Annotated in this window: 17 protein-coding genes; 10 read left to right on the forward strand and 7 right to left on the reverse strand. The window is 64.4% G+C overall.

All coding sequences use genetic code 11. The features are described 5' to 3' along the window. Positions 1–6 precede the first annotated feature (6 nt). The 5 genes from J7643_01730 to J7643_01750 form a co-directional block, all read right to left on the reverse strand. Positions 7–3,051: an FAD-binding protein gene (locus J7643_01730; protein MBO9539295.1), complete on the reverse strand. Its 3,045-nt coding sequence runs from the start codon at positions 3,049–3,051 to the stop codon at positions 7–9. Positions 3,052–3,061: 10 nt separating this feature from the next. After that, positions 3,062–4,153: a mandelate racemase gene (locus tag J7643_01735; protein ID MBO9539296.1), complete on the reverse strand. Its 1,092-nt coding sequence runs from the start codon at positions 4,151–4,153 to the stop codon at positions 3,062–3,064. 6 nt (positions 4,154–4,159) lie between these two features. After that, positions 4,160–4,537: a sensory rhodopsin transducer gene (locus J7643_01740; protein ID MBO9539297.1), complete on the reverse strand. Its 378-nt coding sequence runs from the start codon at positions 4,535–4,537 to the stop codon at positions 4,160–4,162. A 182-nt stretch (positions 4,538–4,719) separates the two neighbouring features. Beyond that, positions 4,720–5,520: an endonuclease gene (locus tag J7643_01745; GenBank protein ID MBO9539298.1), complete on the reverse strand. Its 801-nt coding sequence runs from the start codon at positions 5,518–5,520 to the stop codon at positions 4,720–4,722. Positions 5,521–5,693: 173 nt separating this feature from the next. Continuing rightward, entirely contained in the window at positions 5,694–6,581 is an 888-nt protein-coding gene (locus J7643_01750) for a DMT family transporter (protein MBO9539299.1), read from the reverse strand. A 313-nt stretch (positions 6,582–6,894) separates the two neighbouring features. On the opposite strand from J7643_01750, the gene J7643_01755 reads away from it, so the two are divergent. Together J7643_01755 and J7643_01760 are read left to right on the forward strand one after the other, a co-directional pair. Then, positions 6,895–7,608 (forward strand): alpha/beta hydrolase, encoded by a 714-nt coding sequence (locus tag J7643_01755; protein MBO9539300.1) that lies wholly within the window; start codon positions 6,895–6,897, stop codon positions 7,606–7,608. Continuing rightward, positions 7,595–8,023, forward strand: coding sequence for an archease (locus J7643_01760; GenBank protein MBO9539301.1), 429 nt, complete (start codon positions 7,595–7,597; stop codon positions 8,021–8,023). Before J7643_01755 ends, J7643_01760 begins: the two co-directional genes overlap by 14 nt. 30 nt (positions 8,024–8,053) lie before the next feature. Here the strand turns inward: J7643_01760 and J7643_01765 are convergent, their stop codons facing one another. Continuing rightward, complete coding sequence (locus tag J7643_01765; GenBank protein ID MBO9539302.1) at positions 8,054–8,980, reverse strand: cation transporter; 927 nt, start codon at positions 8,978–8,980, stop codon at positions 8,054–8,056. Positions 8,981–9,393: 413 nt separating this feature from the next. Between J7643_01765 and J7643_01770 the strand changes: the two genes are divergently transcribed. The 5 genes from J7643_01770 to J7643_01790 all read left to right on the forward strand — a co-directional run bounded on the left by J7643_01770 (position 9,394) and on the right by J7643_01790 (position 13,558). Then, the gene (locus J7643_01770; GenBank protein MBO9539303.1) at positions 9,394–10,197 is read left to right on the forward strand and encodes a pirin family protein; all 804 of its coding nucleotides are present in this window, start codon (positions 9,394–9,396) and stop codon (positions 10,195–10,197) included. Between the two features lie 18 nt (positions 10,198–10,215). After that, complete coding sequence (locus tag J7643_01775; protein ID MBO9539304.1) at positions 10,216–10,698, forward strand: MarR family transcriptional regulator; 483 nt, start codon at positions 10,216–10,218, stop codon at positions 10,696–10,698. Between the two features lie 71 nt (positions 10,699–10,769). After that, positions 10,770–11,099 (forward strand): hypothetical protein, encoded by a 330-nt coding sequence (locus J7643_01780; GenBank protein ID MBO9539305.1) that lies wholly within the window; start codon positions 10,770–10,772, stop codon positions 11,097–11,099. Between the two features lie 372 nt (positions 11,100–11,471). Beyond that, a complete protein-coding gene (locus J7643_01785; protein MBO9539306.1) occupies positions 11,472–12,458 on the forward strand; it encodes a hypothetical protein in 987 nt (328 codons plus the stop codon). Further along, the gene (locus J7643_01790; GenBank protein MBO9539307.1) at positions 12,455–13,558 is read left to right on the forward strand and encodes a hypothetical protein; all 1,104 of its coding nucleotides are present in this window, start codon (positions 12,455–12,457) and stop codon (positions 13,556–13,558) included. The genes J7643_01785 and J7643_01790 overlap by 4 nt, the downstream gene beginning before the upstream one ends. 9 nt (positions 13,559–13,567) lie before the next feature. On the opposite strand, the gene J7643_01795 is transcribed toward J7643_01790, so the two are convergent. Next, complete coding sequence (locus J7643_01795) at positions 13,568–14,245, reverse strand: response regulator transcription factor (protein ID MBO9539308.1); 678 nt, start codon at positions 14,243–14,245, stop codon at positions 13,568–13,570. A 376-nt stretch (positions 14,246–14,621) separates the two neighbouring features. Between J7643_01795 and J7643_01800 the strand changes: the two genes are divergently transcribed. The 3 genes from J7643_01800 (at position 14,622) to J7643_01810 (ending at position 16,465) form a co-directional block, all read left to right on the forward strand. Then, on the forward strand, positions 14,622–15,080 hold the full coding sequence (locus J7643_01800; GenBank protein MBO9539309.1) for an Lrp/AsnC family transcriptional regulator: 459 nt from the start codon (positions 14,622–14,624) through the stop codon (positions 15,078–15,080). 348 nt (positions 15,081–15,428) lie between these two features. Continuing rightward, the gene (locus tag J7643_01805) at positions 15,429–16,169 is read left to right on the forward strand and encodes an AzlC family ABC transporter permease (GenBank protein MBO9539310.1); all 741 of its coding nucleotides are present in this window, start codon (positions 15,429–15,431) and stop codon (positions 16,167–16,169) included. After that, positions 16,166–16,465, forward strand: coding sequence for an AzlD family protein (locus J7643_01810; GenBank protein MBO9539311.1), 300 nt, complete (start codon positions 16,166–16,168; stop codon positions 16,463–16,465). The genes J7643_01805 and J7643_01810 overlap by 4 nt, the downstream gene beginning before the upstream one ends. Positions 16,466–16,477: the final 12 nt, after the last annotated feature.

A 16,477-nucleotide genomic window follows, 5' to 3' on the forward strand; every position in this document is an offset into this window, starting at 1 on the left:
TTTCGCTCAGCGCCGACGCCGGCGCAAGGCGATCGCAAGCCCGCCCGCCACGGCGAGGGCGAGCACGCCTATTCTTACGCCGACCCCGACCTTCCGCCTGCTTGGAGCCTGGGCTTCGACCGGCTGCGGGCGCGTTTGCCTGAGCGCGAGGGCCAGGACCTCTGCCAGGTGCAGGGCCTCGCGGGGGGTGCTCTGGCGGATTTGCTCGCGGCAGCTGAAGCCGTCCGCGACGACGAGGGTGTCTTCGGCGGCCTCGCGCACGGCCGGCAGCAGGACACGCTCGCCGACCTGCATGGCCACGTCGTGGTGCGCCGCCTCGAAGCCGAAGGCCCCAGCCATGCCGCAGCAGCCGGAGTCGAGGAGTTCGACGTCAAGGCCGAGTCGCTTGAGCAGGCTCATGTCGCTGTCCATGCCCATCAAGGCCTTCTGGTGGCAGTGGCCGTGCACCAGGGCGTTGCCTGCGAGCTTGGGAGGCGCGTAGCCCTCGCTCACCAGGAACTCGCTCAAGAGGAAGACCTGGTCCTTGAGGCGCTTGGCATCCTCGTTGTTGGGGAAGAGGTTGAACAACTCGTCACGAAAGACCGCAACACAGCTGGGTTCGAGCCCCACGATGGGCGTTCCTTCGCTTAGCGCGGGGCGCAAGGCTTCGAGGATCGCCTTCAGCTGGTTTTCGGCCTGGTCCAGGAAGCCGTAGTCGTAGAGGGGCCGGCCGCAGCAGAGGCCGCTCGGGGGCAGCACCACCCGGAAGCCCGCATCCTCCAGGACCTCCACGGCGGCCTGCCCCACCTCGGGGTGGAAGTGGTCGTTGAAGGTGTCCGCCCAGAGCAGGACCGGCGGGGCACTCTTTCGCATCTCGGGCCGTTCGGCGAACCAACGCCGGAAGGTCTGCGGGGCGAAGGCCGGAATCTCGCGGGATGGAGCCATCCCTGCGATCGCCTTGGCGATAGGGGCCAAGAGCGGGGTCTGGGTCGCGAGGTTCGCGAGCCTGGGCGCCCAGCTCGCAAGGCTCGCCCAGCGGCGGATCTGCCCGAAGGCGTAGGCCGAGCGCGGCCGCAGGCGCCCTGCGTAGTAGTGGGAGAGGAACTCGGCTTTGTAGGTGGCCATGTCCACGTTCACGGGGCATTCGCCCTTGCAGCCCTTGCAAGAGAGGCAGAGATCGAGGGCTTCCTTGACGCGTTCCTCCTTCCAGCCGCCTTTCAAGGGGTTGCCCTGGAGCATCTCGAAGAGCAGCCGCGCGCGGCCGCGGGTCGCGTGCTTCTCCTCGCGGGTGACCATGTAGCTGGGGCACATGGTGCCGCCGTGCTCCTTGCGGCACTCGCCGACCCCCACGCAGCGCAGGCTGGCACGGGCGAAGCTGCCTTCGTCCTCCGGGAATTTGAAGTGGGTCTCGACCTTCGGCGGCAGGTAATCGCTGCCCAGGCGCAGGTTCTGGTCCACCCGGTAGGGCTCGACGACCTTGCCCGGGTTCATCTTGCCCGCCGGATCCCAGATGGCCTTGAATTCCTGGAAGGCCTGGATCAGCTCGGGCCCGTACATCTTCCCGAGGAACTCGGCCTTGGACTGGCCGTCGCCGTGCTCGCCCGAGATGGAGCCCCCGAAGCTCACGACCAAGTCGCTCGCCTCCGAGACGAACGACCGAAATTTCGCGATGCCGGCGGCGGTCTCCAGGTCGAAGTCGATCCGGGTGTGGACGCAGCCCTGGCCGAAGTGCCCGTACAGGTCGCAGCCGTAGTCGTAATCGTCGAGCAGCTTGCGCAGGGCACGCAAGTAGCCGCCCAGCTTCTCGGGGGCGACGGCCGAGTCCTCCCAGCCCTCCCATGTGAGGGGCTTGCCGGGCACGAAGGCGGTCGCCCCGAGCCCCGACTCCCGCACCCGCCAGACGATCGCTTCTTCGACGGGATCGTCGTAGAGCTTCAGGGTGGGGGCTTCCGTAAGGCCCGAGAGGCGCTTCATGAGGGCCTGGGCCCTGGCGTCCGACTCCGCTTTGGTCTCACCGCCAAACTCGGCCAGCAGCCATCCTCTGCCGTCGGGGAGTAGCTTCAGGTCCTTGGGGTGCAGCCCCTTCACCTTCATGTCGTCGACGAGGCGGTCGTCCATCCCTTCGAGGCCGATGGGTCCGGCTGCGAGGACCTCGAGGATGTGATCCCCCGCTTCGTACACGCTGGGGTAGCCGATGACGAGCAGGCTTCGCGCCGGCGGGCTCGGCACGAGGCGTAACTGGGCCGAGAGGACCGTGACGCATGTGCTCTCGGTCCCGACCAGCGAGCGGGCCACGTGGAAGCCGTTCTCGGGCAGCAGCTGGTCGAGGCCGTACCCGCTGACCCGGCGCGGGATCTTGGGGAAGCGCTCGCGGATGAGCGGGGCGTAGCGATCGCGTAATGCCAGCAGCTTTTGGTAGATCTCGGCCCGGGGACCGCCCTCCGAGCGGATCCGCTCGAGGTCCTCCTCGCGGGTCTCGCCGACCGTCATGCGCAGGCCGTCGTAGGTCAGGATCTCGAGGGCCTCGACGTTCTCGGAGGTCCGCCCGGCCATGACCGAGTGGACGCCGCACGAGTTGTTGCCGATCATCCCACCGAGGGTGCAGTGGGTGTGGGTGGCCGGGTCCGGCCCGAAGGTGAGGTTGTGCCGCTCGGCGGCGTCTCGCAGGTCGTCCAGGACGATCCCCGGCTCCACGTGCGCGCGCTGGGCGACGGGATCCAGGGCGAGCAAGCGGTGCATGTACTTCGAGAAGTCGATCACGACCGCCACGTTGCAGCCCTGGCCCGCGAGGCTGGTGCCGCCGCCGCGCCCGACCACGGGGACGCCGAAGCGCCGACAGAGCGCGAGGGTTTCCACCACGTCCTCGGCGTCGCGGGGAATGACGAGCCCGATGGGCACCTGGCGATAGTTCGACGCGTCGGTGGCGTACAGCGCGCGGCTCCCGTCGTCGAAGCGCACCTCACCCTTGAGACGCTGGGTGAGGGCGTCCGCGAGGGCCTTGGCCTCCGGGCCGCTTTCGCGGAAGAAGGTGATCCGGGGCTGGGTTTCGCGGCGCACGGGACCCTTGCGCATGGCGACCTCCTCAGACGATGGCGTAGCGATCCGCGTCGGCGCGCTTGAACTGGAGGCCGAAGCCCGGGCGCTCGCGGTCGGGTTCGAGCGTGCCGTTCACGGGACTGAGCGCCCCGTCGAAGAGCATGTGCTCGATGCGGGCGTGATCGTAGAAGTACTCCAGGTGCCGGACGCCCGGCACCGCACAGCACACGTGCGCATGCTGGCTCGGGGCGGTGTGGGCCGACAGGGGGATCATGTGGGCCTCGGCGAGGGCGGCTGCCTTCAGAAAGCCCGTGATCCCCATGCAGCGGGTGGCATCCGCCTGCAGGACGTCCACGGCCCCGGCTTCGAGCATGCGGCGGAAGTAAGGCGGATCGAAGCCGTACTCCCCGGCGGCGATGGCCATCCCCGCGGGGGCGCGATCGCGCAGCAGGCGCAGCCCTTCGAGATCGTCCGACGAGACGGGCTCCTCGAACCACGTCACCCGGTACTCGGCGAAGGCCTCGGCGAATGCGAGCGCCTCCTTTCGCGCGTAGGCGCCGTTGGCGTCGACGAAGAGCTGGGCTTCCTCGCCGATCGCGCGACGAGCGCTTCGCACCCGCGAAAGGTCGCGCGCTGGGTCGGTTCCAACCTTCATCTTGACCATGGGGATCCCCTCGGCGACCCAGTCCGCGAGCTGCCGTTCGAGCCTTTCCGGGGGGTACGAGGTGAAGCCACCGCTGCCGTAGACCGGGATCCGCTCGCGGGCCGCCCCAAGAAGGCTAACGACCGAGAGCCCTAGCAACTTGGCCTTGAGGTCCCACAGGGCCATGTCTACGGCCGCAATCGCCATGCTGGCCTCGCCCGGCCGCCCCAGGTTGCGGACGCTGCGCACCATCGCCTCCCATTCGGCGGGGAGGTCCAGGGCGTCCCGGCCAAGCAGCAAGGGGGCGAGGGTCTGTTTCACGATCACCCCGGCCGCCTCGTGGGCGTAGGTGTGACCGATGCCTTCCATGCCCCCTGCCTGCAAGGTGACCAGGACCATGGTCGTCGCATCCCAGGCGATGGTGCCGTCGCTCTCCGGGCCATCGGTCGGGATGCGGTAGGCCGCGACCTCGACGCGTTCGATCGGTGCGCGCATGGCCTGTTACCCGGCGAAGGCGATGGTGCTCAAGAGGGCGTTCTCGGCTTGCCGCGAGTCGAGGCGGGTGTACTGGACCACGATGGGCACGTCCGACTCGATGAGGCTCGCGTAGTCGGTTCCCACCGGGATCGGGGCCGGGTCGCTCAGGTTGTTCATGCGCAGGTGCCGGGTCCGGCGTGGGGGCACCTCGACCCGGTAGGGCCCCACGGGCTCCCGGTCGCTGAAGTACACGGTGATGGCAACCTGAGCAGGCTCGTCCGAGGTGTTGAGCAGGCAGATCGCCTCGTGGCTGACCATCTCGGGGGCAGGGCCGTGGCTCCATGAGGGCAGGTAGCCTTCGGCGATCGCCCAGCGGGTTCGTCCAATCGGGGACGCGCTCATGTGCCCCTCCTTTTCGCCGACGCCCAGGTAACGGCGTGGGCGCATCCTAATCCCGCCCTTTCCGGCGAGTCAATTACCCTGCGGCCCTTCCGGGACGCCTCCTCCACCGCCGCGGGCCCCACCCTCCAATGGCGAACAGCCCGGCTCCATTGGAGCCGGGCTGTTCGAACGTAATGGGCTTTCTAGTTGGAGAGGAAGTTCCCCACGGCCTCTACGTACTCAGGCGTGTCGATGAAGGGATTGCGGTTGCCCTGGTGGCGCTGGACCGCGTCGTTGCGCGCGCGATCCTCGGCGGTGACGGGGTCCTTCACGTGCCACTTCTTGAGGGTCTCTTCTTCGTACTTGAAGTTCGACAGGTCGGCCCGCTGGCCGTAGACCATGTAGAAGTAGAAGAGCGCCCGCGCGGTGTTGCCCTTCTGGTCGTCGCGCGGCTCGAAGACGCGATTGCCCTTCTTGTCGGTGCCGAGCTTGCTGCCGCCGCCCTGCCACTCGACCTGAACCACTTCGCCGAAGGGGTACGAGCTGCGCTTGGAGTTGGCGTTGCAGTCGGTGGGGAAGAGGTGGTGGAGGTCCGCCTTGGCCGCGCCGTTCGCGCCCTTGCTCTGAGGCCAGGTGTGCTCGGCGTTGAAGCCCTTGCCACCGCGGTACGCGGAGTTGCGATCGTTGACGTTAGCCAGGCTGAGGCCGGTGTAGTCGCACTCGACCACGTCGTCGTCGTTCAGGTCGTCCACGTCCGAGAACATGACGTCACGCGCACGGTCGTAGCCCAGGTCCTTGTGCTTGGAGACGATGTTCGCGAGCGAGCGCAGCAGCGCCTGGCCGCGCTGGCCCTCAGCCGCCTTGTAGTAATCGGCGGGGACCTGCTGGAGGGCCTTGACCCCCGAGCTCTGCGTCGACATCGGCTGCAGGTGCGAGAGGGTACCGCAACCAGCGAGCGACGAGGCGAGCATGAGAGAAGCGAGGGTAATCACGAATGGTTTCAAGGGTTCCTCCTGTCGGTGGCATGCGTGAATTAAGAAGAGGTTAACACACATTAACCTTAGATTGGAAGCCCCCAAATTGGCTGATATTCAGAAATAAAGTTATTTTTCCTCGGAGTGGTCGGATGGCATTGGTTGCAAGGTTATTCTTAGGTTAAGAAACGATTCGTCCCTGATCATGTCAGGCTCTCTGCCGTGTCGGCAGGGGCCGGCGCGTTCAGCGCGCTTCCCGCCGACGCGACGATGATGCAGCCGATCGCAAGCCATTGAGTCGGTGTCAGTCGCTCGCCGAGGACGAGGAAGGCCGTCAGGGCGCCCACCGCGGGCTCCAAGCTGAGCAGGACCCCGAAGGTCTGTTTCGGCAGGCGCTTGAGGGCGTACATCTCCAGCGAGAAGGGCAGGGCGCTCGATAGGATGCCGACGCCGAGCCCCGCGAGCAGCAGCGACGGATTGAACAGTGCGCGGCCGGCGTGGGCGAGCCCGATGGGCAGGACGATGAGGGCGGCGACCGTCAGGCCGAGCGAGGTTGCCTGCCCGCCATGGGTCTTGCCCGCCTTCTGGCCGAAGATGATGTAGAGCGCCCAGCAGACCGATGCGCAGAGGGCGAAGGCGACCCCCGTCGGGTCGAGCGAGGGTGCGGCTTGGCTGCGCGGCCACAGCAGCAGTCCGAGCCCCAGGACGACGAAGCCGATCCAGACGAAGTCCTTGAGGCGGCGCGAGGCGGCCATCGCGACGCTCAGCGGTCCCAAGAAGAGGATGGCGACCGCGACGGCCAAGGGGATCGTGCGCAGCGCCATGTAGAACCCCAGGTTCATCAGGCCGAGGGCGGCGCCGTAGACGGCGATCGCGCGCGCGGTGGGCCAGGTGAGGGGCAGACGCCAGGGTCGCCATAGTGCAAGCAGGACCAGGGCCGAGAAGGTGACGCGAAAGGCCGTGGTGCCCTGCGCGCCGATCAGCGGGAAGAGGTGCTTGGCGAACGAGGTCCCGATCGTCACCGAGAGGATGCTGCCGAGCAGCGCCGCGACGGGCAGCAGGGGGCTTGTGCTAGGCGATCGCGCCGTCATCTCCGCGGCTCCTCCTTGGGGTGATACCTTTTCTCTACCCGCTTCCTTCATCGGAAAAAGCGTCGGATCCTTGTTGCCGTCCTGTCGGGGTGGAGGTAGTTTCAGGGCAATCCAAAAAGGATCACGGCTCCGAGCCCGACCGAAAGGCCGGATACCAGGGCCGAGACCTGGCGAACCCGCGCGATGGGAGCGAAAGTTCACAACGAGGGCTTCACCCTCCGTAATAGGAGACAATGGACTTGGAGGCCCAGCGGCGGAAACGCCGCTGGGCCTCTGCTTTGAAACCTCACGCCCCTAGACGAGGAGGTCCTCCATGCGCGAAGAGCAGACGCGTCGTCCCCCGGCCGCGGCGATCAGCAGCAGGTCCGTCCGGATCCCGCTCGGAGAGGTCGCTCTCGAAGGGGACCTGGTCCTGCCCGAACGAGCGAGCGGGCTGGTGGTCTTTGCTCACGGCAGCGGCAGCAGCCGCTTCAGCACCCGCAACCGCTACGTGGCCGAGGTGCTGCAGCGAGCGGGGCTCGGCACCCTCCTCTTCGACCTGCTCACCCCGGAAGAAGAAGCCATCGATGCCTACAACGCCCGCTTGCGCTTCGATATCCCGTTGCTCGCCCGGCGCGTCGTCGAAACGACGGACTGGCTCAAGCGGACCGACGAGACCCGGCAACTTGCAATCGGCTACTTCGGCGCGAGCACCGGCGGCGGGGCCGCCCTGGTCGCTGCGGCGGCGCGCCCCGAGGCGGTCGCGGCCGTCGTCTCGCGCGGCGGCCGGCCGGACCTTGCGGGCGAGGCCTTGCTGCGGGTCCAGGCACCCACCTTGCTCATCGTGGGCGGTTACGACGACGTGGTCATCGAACTGAACCGGGAAGCCTACGCCTTGTTGCGGTGCGAAAAGGCGCTCGAGATCGTGCCGGGGGCCACCCACCTCTTCGAAGAGCCCGGCACCCTGGAGGCGGTCGCGCGGTTGGCCACCACCTGGTTCACCCGCCATCTCGCCTCTCAAGAGGCGCGCCGTGATGAGGGCCTCTGACGCCGGTTTCGAGCTCGTCGAGCATCCGGCGGACATCGGGATCCGCTTCTGGGGCCGGACCTTGGGCGAGGCCTTCGTCCAGGCGGCTCTGGCCCTGCGCGTGATGCTCGCCGGTGAAGGCGAGGTCCGCGAGACCCATCAGGTCGCGCTCGAGGCCGCAGGCGAGGATCGCCTCGAAGTGCTCTTCAACTGGCTAAGCGAGTTGCTGGTGCGCTTCGATGCCGATCAGTTGATCCTGGGGCGCTTCGAGGTGCAGGCCGTCAGTGAGCAGGAGATTAGAGCAGTCGGCTACGGGGAGCCCTACGATCTCGCTCGGCATGAGACCCCTTACTACGTCAAGGCGATCACCTACCACCAGATGGCCCTCGAACAGGGAAAGGGCGGCTGGCAGGGACAGGTCTACGTCGACATCTGATGAGCGATCGCAGGCCATGAGCCTCTCGCCTCAGTCGCTGAGCCCCATCGCTTCGGGCTTGAGGGCGTCGTGAAGGGCGGCGTGGTTGTCCGGGTGCGCGCGATCGTGGGCGATGTCCGCCGGTTCGAGGTGCGAGTTGACGTGGACCTTGTCCTTCGGGAAGAGCGTAACCAGCCGCGCCTCCACTTCGCACGCCTGGTCATGGGCGGCGGTGATCGTCCAATCGTGCGGGAAGAGCAGGTGCAAGTCGATCCACAGCTCGTCGTTGACGCGCCGGTGGCGTAGCTGGTGGAAGGCCTGGAGATGGCCCTCGGCGACCGCTGATTGCAGGCAGTCCAGGATCAGCCGGGTATCTTCGGGAGCGGCGCGTTCGGTGAGGCCTTCGATCGAGGTTTTCAGCAGCTGGACTGCCGTTCTCAGGATATTCAGGCCCGCCAGGATGGCGACCAGCGGGTCGAGCCAGGTAAGTCCGGTCAGGTAGACGAGCGCGACGCCCAGCAGGACCGCTCCGCTGGTCCAGACGTCGGTCAGCACGTGGTGACCGTTCGCGACGAGCACCAGCGAGTTGAAGTGCTTGCCCGTGCGGATCAGGAACAGGCCGAGCGCGAGGTTGATAAGCGTCAGGGCCGCGATGATCCCGAGTCCCAGCCCGAGCTGGTGAAGCTCGGGGCCTTCGATCAGGCCCTTGATGCCGAGATAGAGGATCCCGCACGCCGCCGCGAGGATCAGCCCGCCCTCGGCGCCTGACGAGAAGTAGGCGAACTTGCCGTGGCCGTAGGGGTGGTCGTGATCGGCGGGACGGGCCGAGAGCCAGAGAGCGTAGGCCGCGATGCCGGTCGCCAGGATGTGGATGACCGATTCGGCCGCATCCGAGAGGATGGCGGCGGACCCTGTCATGAGCCCTGCGGCAAGCTTGCCGACCAGCATGAGGACGGCCACGCCGAGGCTCGTCGCCATCGCGAAATAGCGTGCATCCATCCCGAAAATGGGGCGTTCGGGAGGAGAGTCGATGGGGTGCATGGGCTGGCGCCTCCGAGCTGATCCGAGCGCAGGCGGGAGCATCGCCATCCGCTCTCCCGCTCGCTTGCCTCTCTCGAACAGGATACCCCGGCTTGTCCCGCTTGACGAGCAAGGCTACCTCAGACTGTTTGACAAAAGGTCTAACTAGACCCATACTTTCAAATAGGACTAACTAGTCCTATTTGAAAGTATGGGCTTCAGGGTGAGCGCCCCGCGGCTCCAGCGAGAAAGGAAGGTTCCCCGTGCGCGACACGCTTCACGAAAACGGCAAGACGACTTTGGGCACGCGCCCGGTGGCGCGCATCTACGAAGGCCCCGGCCTCCACTGGGTCGGCGACGGCTTCCGCGTGATGGGCTTCATGTCTGCCTACCCCGAGCTGGCGGATGCCCTTAACCCCTTCTTGCTGCTCGATTACCACCCGCCCTACATCTATGCGCCGACTGCGCACCGCCGCGGGGTCGGCCCGCATCCTCACCGGGGCTTCGAGACGGTCACGCTGGCGTTCGAGGGCAGCGTCGCGCACCACGACAGCACGGGCAACGGCGGCGTGATCGGCCCTGGCGACGCCCAGTGGATGACGGCCGCTTCCGGTATCCTTCACAAGGAGTACCACGAGGCGGAGTTCGGCCGTCGCGGAGGCACCTTCCACATGGCGCAGATCTGGGTCAACCTGCCGCGCGCCAACAAGATGGACCCGCCTGCCTACAATGCGCTCAAGGCCGATGAGATGGGCCTCGTTACGCTTCCGGACTACAGTGGCACCGTCAGGGTCATCGCCGGCGAGTACGAGGGCGTCCGCGGGCCTGCCAAGCCCTTCAGCCCGATCGCCATGTATGACGTCATCCTCGCATCGAATGGCGAGGCGTCCTTCTCGGTGCCGAGCGAGCACAACCTCGGCATCCTCGTGATGAAGGGCGAGGTGACGATCAACGGCGAGCAACAGGCGAGCGCCAACGAGCTGATCCATTTCGCGAACGAGGGCGAGCGGGTGAGCGTCAAGGCGGGCCCTGCTTCCAGGCTGCTCGTGCTCGCAGGCGAGCCCATCCGCGAGCCGATCGTGCAGTACGGTCCGTTCGTGATGAACAGCGAGCGCGAAATCAAGGAGGCCTTCCGGGACTTCAGCCTCGGAAAGTTCGGGGAGCTGGCGGACTGAGGGAGGCGAGACGATTCAATGCCACATCGACCCGATGCTTCGCGTGATATTCCTGACGACGGTCCGCGCTTGCCGGTATTGCGAGCGCTCTACCGTACCTTTGCGGCCGTCGACAGGGTTTCCGCGCGGCATATCGACTCACTGGGACTGACGCAGGCGCGTTTCGACGTGATCTCGACCTTGGGGGACACCCCTGGGATGACCGTCAAGCAACTGTGCGACGCCGCGCTGATCACCAAAGGCACCCTGCTCCATGTCCTCGGGAGCCTCGAAGCCCTGGAGCTGGTGGAAAGGGGGAAGGGCGAGCACGATCAACGGCAGACGATCGTCTCGCTCACGCCGAAAGGGCAGGCGCTCTACGAGGAAACCTTTTTGCCGCACGTGGGCTACATGCGTCAATTCTTCGAACAACTCACCCCCCAAGAGCAGGCGACATTGGTTTTCCTGCTGGGGCGGCTGGAGGACGTCTTCACGCAATCAAGCAAGCCGGCAGCACCATAGGGGCTCGTCTCTAGGAGCGTCCCTCGACGTCCGATACAATGCCGCCCACGATTCTCAGATGAGGAGGGTGGATGATGGGCGTCAAGACGGGTGGGCGTCAGACATATGAGGACCTTCTGGCGCGCCTGGAGCGGATCGAGCGAGACAGCGTGGATGAGCGGCTGCTGAACTGTTTGAAGGCCGTCGGCTCTGCCACCTACCAGGATATGGTCAATCGGGCAGGTGCGATGGCTGCAACGATCCGTGAGCGCGTCGCCTCGAATTACGTCGAGCGGGACATGATTGAAGTCTTGAACGACGAGTGCGAGCAGACCGTGCTGCAATTCTGCCTCCTGAACAACGAGGGAGTCAGCGAGCTCGACCTGTTTCGCTACGTTACGTTCGCCATGCGCAAAGCGTGAGCAAGGAGCGCGCAACGGTCGAGGCCAGATGCTTGGGGCCCATTTGCATCCTCCTTGATGAATGAGGAGCGAGAAGCAGCTCGCCTGACCCAACGGGGGCACCCTGTAAAAACGAGGGTGTACCCCCTTGTTTGGCGGTATAATTTCGGCAGCATGCCAAAAACCGATCCTTCGTCACCCGAGCAGCGCATCGCTTGGACTGTCCGGCGCCCCCCGACCCCGATCCCGTCGTGGGTCATGTTTGGTCTGGCACTTCATTTCGGCTTTTTCTCGACGTACAGCGTCATGATGGGGGCTCTGCCCCATGCCGTTGAGGTCTTGCCATTCGCTGCCCTTCGCTGGGGACTGCTGACCTTTCTGATTTGCCTCCCCTTGCTGAGCTGGACTCCTGCGCTGGAGCGCCTGGACCGGTGGGTGGGCGTGCTGACGCACCCTCGCCTTGCGAGCTGGATCGTTTACTACGGGGTCTATACGCTTCTTGCTTTCGCAGGAGCCTGGCTTCGATCCGCGCTCGCTCCCTGGGCCCTGGGCTATGCGCTGGAGCCGCGGACGTTTTTGCAGTTCATGGCCCTCCTCTTCTTTGCCTTGCTCATCTCGGCCATGGGGATCGAGGTCTTCGCGTCTCGTCGTCGCGCCCGCCTCGAGTGGCTGGCGGTCAGCGAACGCCTTGAACAGGACCAAGAGCGCCGACGCTTCGAGCTTGTCGCGGTCGATGATCGCCTGCGCCGCGAAGCCGCTCAGCACCTCCATGGCGATGTGCAGTCCCGCCTGCTCATGGCGTGGGCACTGCTCAAGCATGCCCTGGACGCCGCCACCGAGACGGCCGCCGCAGGTCATCTGGAGCGCGTCCAGGAGCAGTTCGAGCATCTCCGGGGTCACGGCGTGCGCCAAGCCCGCGACCTGCTAGGCGCCGCCGAAACCGACCGTCCTTTTTCTCAGCGCGTGACGGAGCTGGTGACGCGCTTCCAGGCCGTCATTGCCGTGGAACTCGTGATGGAGCCCGACGTCCCGGCATGGGAGGAATACCTCCCCCCCGCCCTGCGACGCCAGGCGCACCTGCTACTCGAAGAGGCCCTGATCAACGCCTTCCGTCACGGCCAGCCCTCGCATATCCGGGTGTGCCTCGCTTCGCTGGGGGCTCTCGAGGGAAGCATGCCCGCCGAGTTGCGCCTCACAGTGGAAGACGATGGAGTGGGCTTCGATCCCGATCGGTCCTCCCGGGGGCTGGGGCTCTCCGCCTTGAGCAACGAGCTGGAGCAGGAGGGAGGGCGCGTCGCGCTCGTCTCGCTTCCCGGTCACGGCACCCGCCTCACCGTGCAGCTCCCACTGCCGCTTCTCGTCGCTGAGAGGCGCGCATGATCCGGCGCGGCATTCATCTCCCGACGCGGAGACGCGTCCTCGGGACTGCCTTCGTGATCTTCGGCCTCATGACCGTGGCGATCGTCGGCTGGGCCATGACGGTCGACCTGACGGCCGAGCTGCCGGCGATCGCAGCCTCCCTCATCGTGAGCATTGGCTTGCTCGCGCTCATCGCAGGGGTGATCGACCTCATGCATCGCCTCGATGCGGCCGGTTGGCGCTTCGAGGAGCCTCGCCTGTCACGCTGGGTGGCCTATTACGGCGCCTGGGGCGTGGTGGGACTCGTGATTGGCCTGGGGCGCGTTGCCATGATTCAGGCGAAGACCGGCATCCTTTTGGCTCCGGGGCGCGTCGCCTACGTGGTCGCCGTCTGTTTCTACGTGAGCGTCGCCATGGTCTGTGTGCTCGAGAACCAGGCCATGTTCGTGACGGCGATCGCCCGCAAGCAGGATGCGAGCCGGCGGGCGGTACGCTTTCTCTTCCAGACCCGGGAGGCCTTCGTCCAGGCGCGCAATCGTCGTCAGCACGAAGCGCTGAGCTTCCTGGAGCGTCAACTCGAACCGGAGCTTGCGGCTCTACAGGGGCAGGTGGCCCGTATGGTCGAGGACGGTCGGTCTTCTCATGAGATCGTGCGCCTGCGAGAGCGCATCGACCGCTTGAGGGACGACGAGATCCGCGAGATCAGCCATCTCCTGCATCCTTCGATCATCGACATGGGCCTTGCGCCGGCGCTTCGCGCCTTGGTGAGAAACCGCAGCGACGCACTCCCGATCCGGTTGCACCTCGCGGATCTGCCCCCCCAGGGCTTATCTCCCGAGGTTGGCTTGCATCTCTATCGCATCGTGGAGCATGCGCTCGACGAGGTCCGAGTTCAGGCCGTTCGTGAGATCCACGTCTCACTGGCCTGTGACGAGGGGAATCGCCTCCGCCTGGAGATCGCGCTGCAGGGGGAGGAGCTTGATCTGGCACTGGCGAGGAAGGGCGGGGCGCGGGCGTTGCTGGATGCTCGCGTGGCCATGCTGAACGGTGCCTGGCGCCTGGAGCGCGGGGAGGATGCCCGGCTCGTCTTGAGGCTCGAGGCTCCGCTCGCCGGCGCGTGAAAGGCAGAATCAGCGGCGCGTGGCCTTGAGGTAAAGCAGGGTCGCCTCGACCCGGGCATGCCGCTCGGAGGATCCGAAATTGAGGCCGAGGTCGCGGTAGAGCAGCCCGACCATGTTTTCGACGGTTTTCAATGACAGGCCCATGCGCTGGGCGATCGCCTTGTTGTTGTAGCCCTGAGCCATGAGCTCGAAAAGCGTGAGTTGGCGCGCGCTCAGCGGAACATCGTTCACGAGCGACGAGCGCACCTGCTGGGCGAGCTGCGGATCCAGGGTGACCACTCCGGCGGCCGAGCCGTGAATGGCTCGCCCGATCGTTTCGACGTCCTGCACCGAGGTCTTCAAGAGGTAGGACCAGCCTCCTGCCTGTTCAGTAGGCACGGAGAGCAGGAACTCGGGCTCCCGGTGGTTGGAGAAGAGAAGGATTCCGAGGTCGGGCAGGGCGCGGCGCAGGCTCAAGCCGAGCTGCACGCCGTTCTTGCTGCCGACGCCCAGGTCGATGTCCAGGATGACGACGTCCGGAGCGAGCAAGGGAATTTCCCGCTCGGCGGATGGGGCGTCACGGAAGTCCGCGATCACCGAGATGCCCGGCAGGGCGTCGAGCGCCATGCGCATGAGCTCCCGGAACAGGTTGTCGTCTTCGACCAGGGCCACTCGGATGGGGGAGGTCGGCTCTAAATCGTTTCGCATGCCGGTGTCGCGTCCTTCGGAAGAGGGAGCCTTCATTGGGGGTATTTGAGCTTGGCGGCGGTGCCCGTCTCGTCGGCGGGCACGGGCTTGCCCCATCATAGGGGATCCGTCGTGCCGAGGATTAGAGGGTACACCCCTGTTTTTGACGACAGACCTGAAGGCTCTGCTGCGCCTGTTGGAAGCGTTTTTGCCTCGGCGCGCCCGCGCCTCTGACTGGTGCGTTGGACGGATTCTCATGGTGGTTTCGACGCTGAAGTACGATCAGTTGAAGCAATCGTAGCGGCAAGCTCAAAGAGCCGGAAGGTCGGTGTGATCTACCTCAAGGGTATAATGAAGCCCAGAGCCAATCGACGGATCAACCGGGAGATAAGTATCTATGGACCTTGACGCAACGGATCGCAGGATTCTTCTGGCTCTTCAACGAGATGGCAAACTTCAAAACGTGGATCTTGCGCGAGAAGTCGGACTCTCGCCGTCACCGTGTCTTCGTCGTGTCCGGTTGCTCGAAGAGGCTGGCGTCATTGAACGCTATGTAGCGTTGCTCAATGCGTCCAAGATTGGCAAGGGATTAACCGTGTTTGCCCGGGTCTGGCTGACGGGACAAGACATGGAGACCGTCGCTCACTTCACCGATGAAATCAAGCAACTGCCTCAGGTGGTCGAATGTCACCTGATGGCTGGTGATTGTGATTTTCTGCTTCGGGTCGTTGCAGCCGATCTAGATGATTATCGGCGCTTCCAGATTGAACATTTGACGCGCATCAAAGGCGTTCAAAACGTCAAAACGGAAATCCCCATGCAAAAAATCAAATTGACCACGGAATTGCCACTTTAAGCGCATATTTCTGCCGTCATATTATCGGGAAGACGTTGACTTGATTAGATGAAGTCAGGTCGCTCGTTGTGCTTGTCTTGCTGACCTGATGCCCCCTGAGCCTCTGAATCCCTAGGGATCCGCTCCTTCAAAAGGCTGGTCACGATTTGCTTCTGTCTCACACGCGCATGCCCCGAGGGTCTCGGCGCCAGGCAGGGAAAAGCCGAACAATGCATGCTTGTTGGCATAAAATTCCACAGTAAGTCTTTTTGATTTAAATGAATGCTAAAAGTCGCTTTAAATAAGAAATAATTTGAAACCAAATTTCGCGTAATTTAGCCTATAATACCGCCTTGAACTGGAGGCGTGATGAAAATTCTGGAAGCGAGTGCCAAAGCAGTCGAAGAATTGCCGGTCGTTTCGGAGATATGGCGCGGTTTTGTCGCATCATTTCCCGTGATGCTTGGATTCGTACCATTTGCACTCGTCCTTGGTGCACAAGCAGTCAAAAAGGGACTCAGCCCCCTTGAAGTGCCACTCATGACAGGACTCAACTTTGGGGGCGGATCCGAATTTGCAGCAATCGAAATTTGGTCATCCCCACCCCAAATACTGCTAATCGTAGCGATGACGTTCCTGGTGAATTGTCGTCACCTTCTGATGGGTGCAACCCTAGCCCCCTTCATCCAGCACTTGCCCAAGCGTAAGGCAATTCCTGCGCTCTTTTTCATGTGTGATGAGAGCTGGGCAATGGCCCTGGGTGATTCCCGCCAGAGAGCTGCCAAAGGAACTTCTCCATCCTTTAGCTTGCCGTACTACTTCGGGGTGGCAGCAGGCCTTTACCTCACGTGGGTAATTTTCACGACGCTTGGATCCGTCATCGGGCCACGGATCGGGAATATCGAAGCCTATGGATTCGATATGGCCTTTACCGCAGTATTCTTGGTGCTTTTAAAAGGGATGTGGAAGGGACTACGCGCCGCTCGTCCCTGGTTGGTCAGCCTGGTCTTCGCTGCGTCGACCTATTTACTTGTTCCTGGCGCATGGTATGTAGCCGCAGGGGCGCTGTCCGGCATCGTGGCCGCTATCGTATGGGCTGAGCAAGAATGATCGATTTTCACACCGGCCTGGCCATCGTTCTGATGGCTTCGATCACGTTCCTGACCCGCATACTCGGCTACCTCCTGCTTCGAAAGCGCCAATTGAGTGCCCGAACAATGAAGATCATGGATGCGGTTCCTGGGTGCGTTCTGATTTCGGTCATCGCCCCGGCGTTTGTCTCGAACCGGCCGGCCAATCTCGTGGCTTTGGGAATCACGCTGTTTGCCGCAATGCGCTTGCCGATTTTGCCGACCGTCATCATCGCCATCGCTTCAACGGGCCTGCTTCGTCAGCTCATTCACTGATAGGGACACGCG

It is taken from the genome of bacterium, assembly GCA_017744355.1.
Classification (GTDB): Bacteria; Cyanobacteriota; Sericytochromatia; order S15B-MN24; family UBA4093; genus JAGIBK01.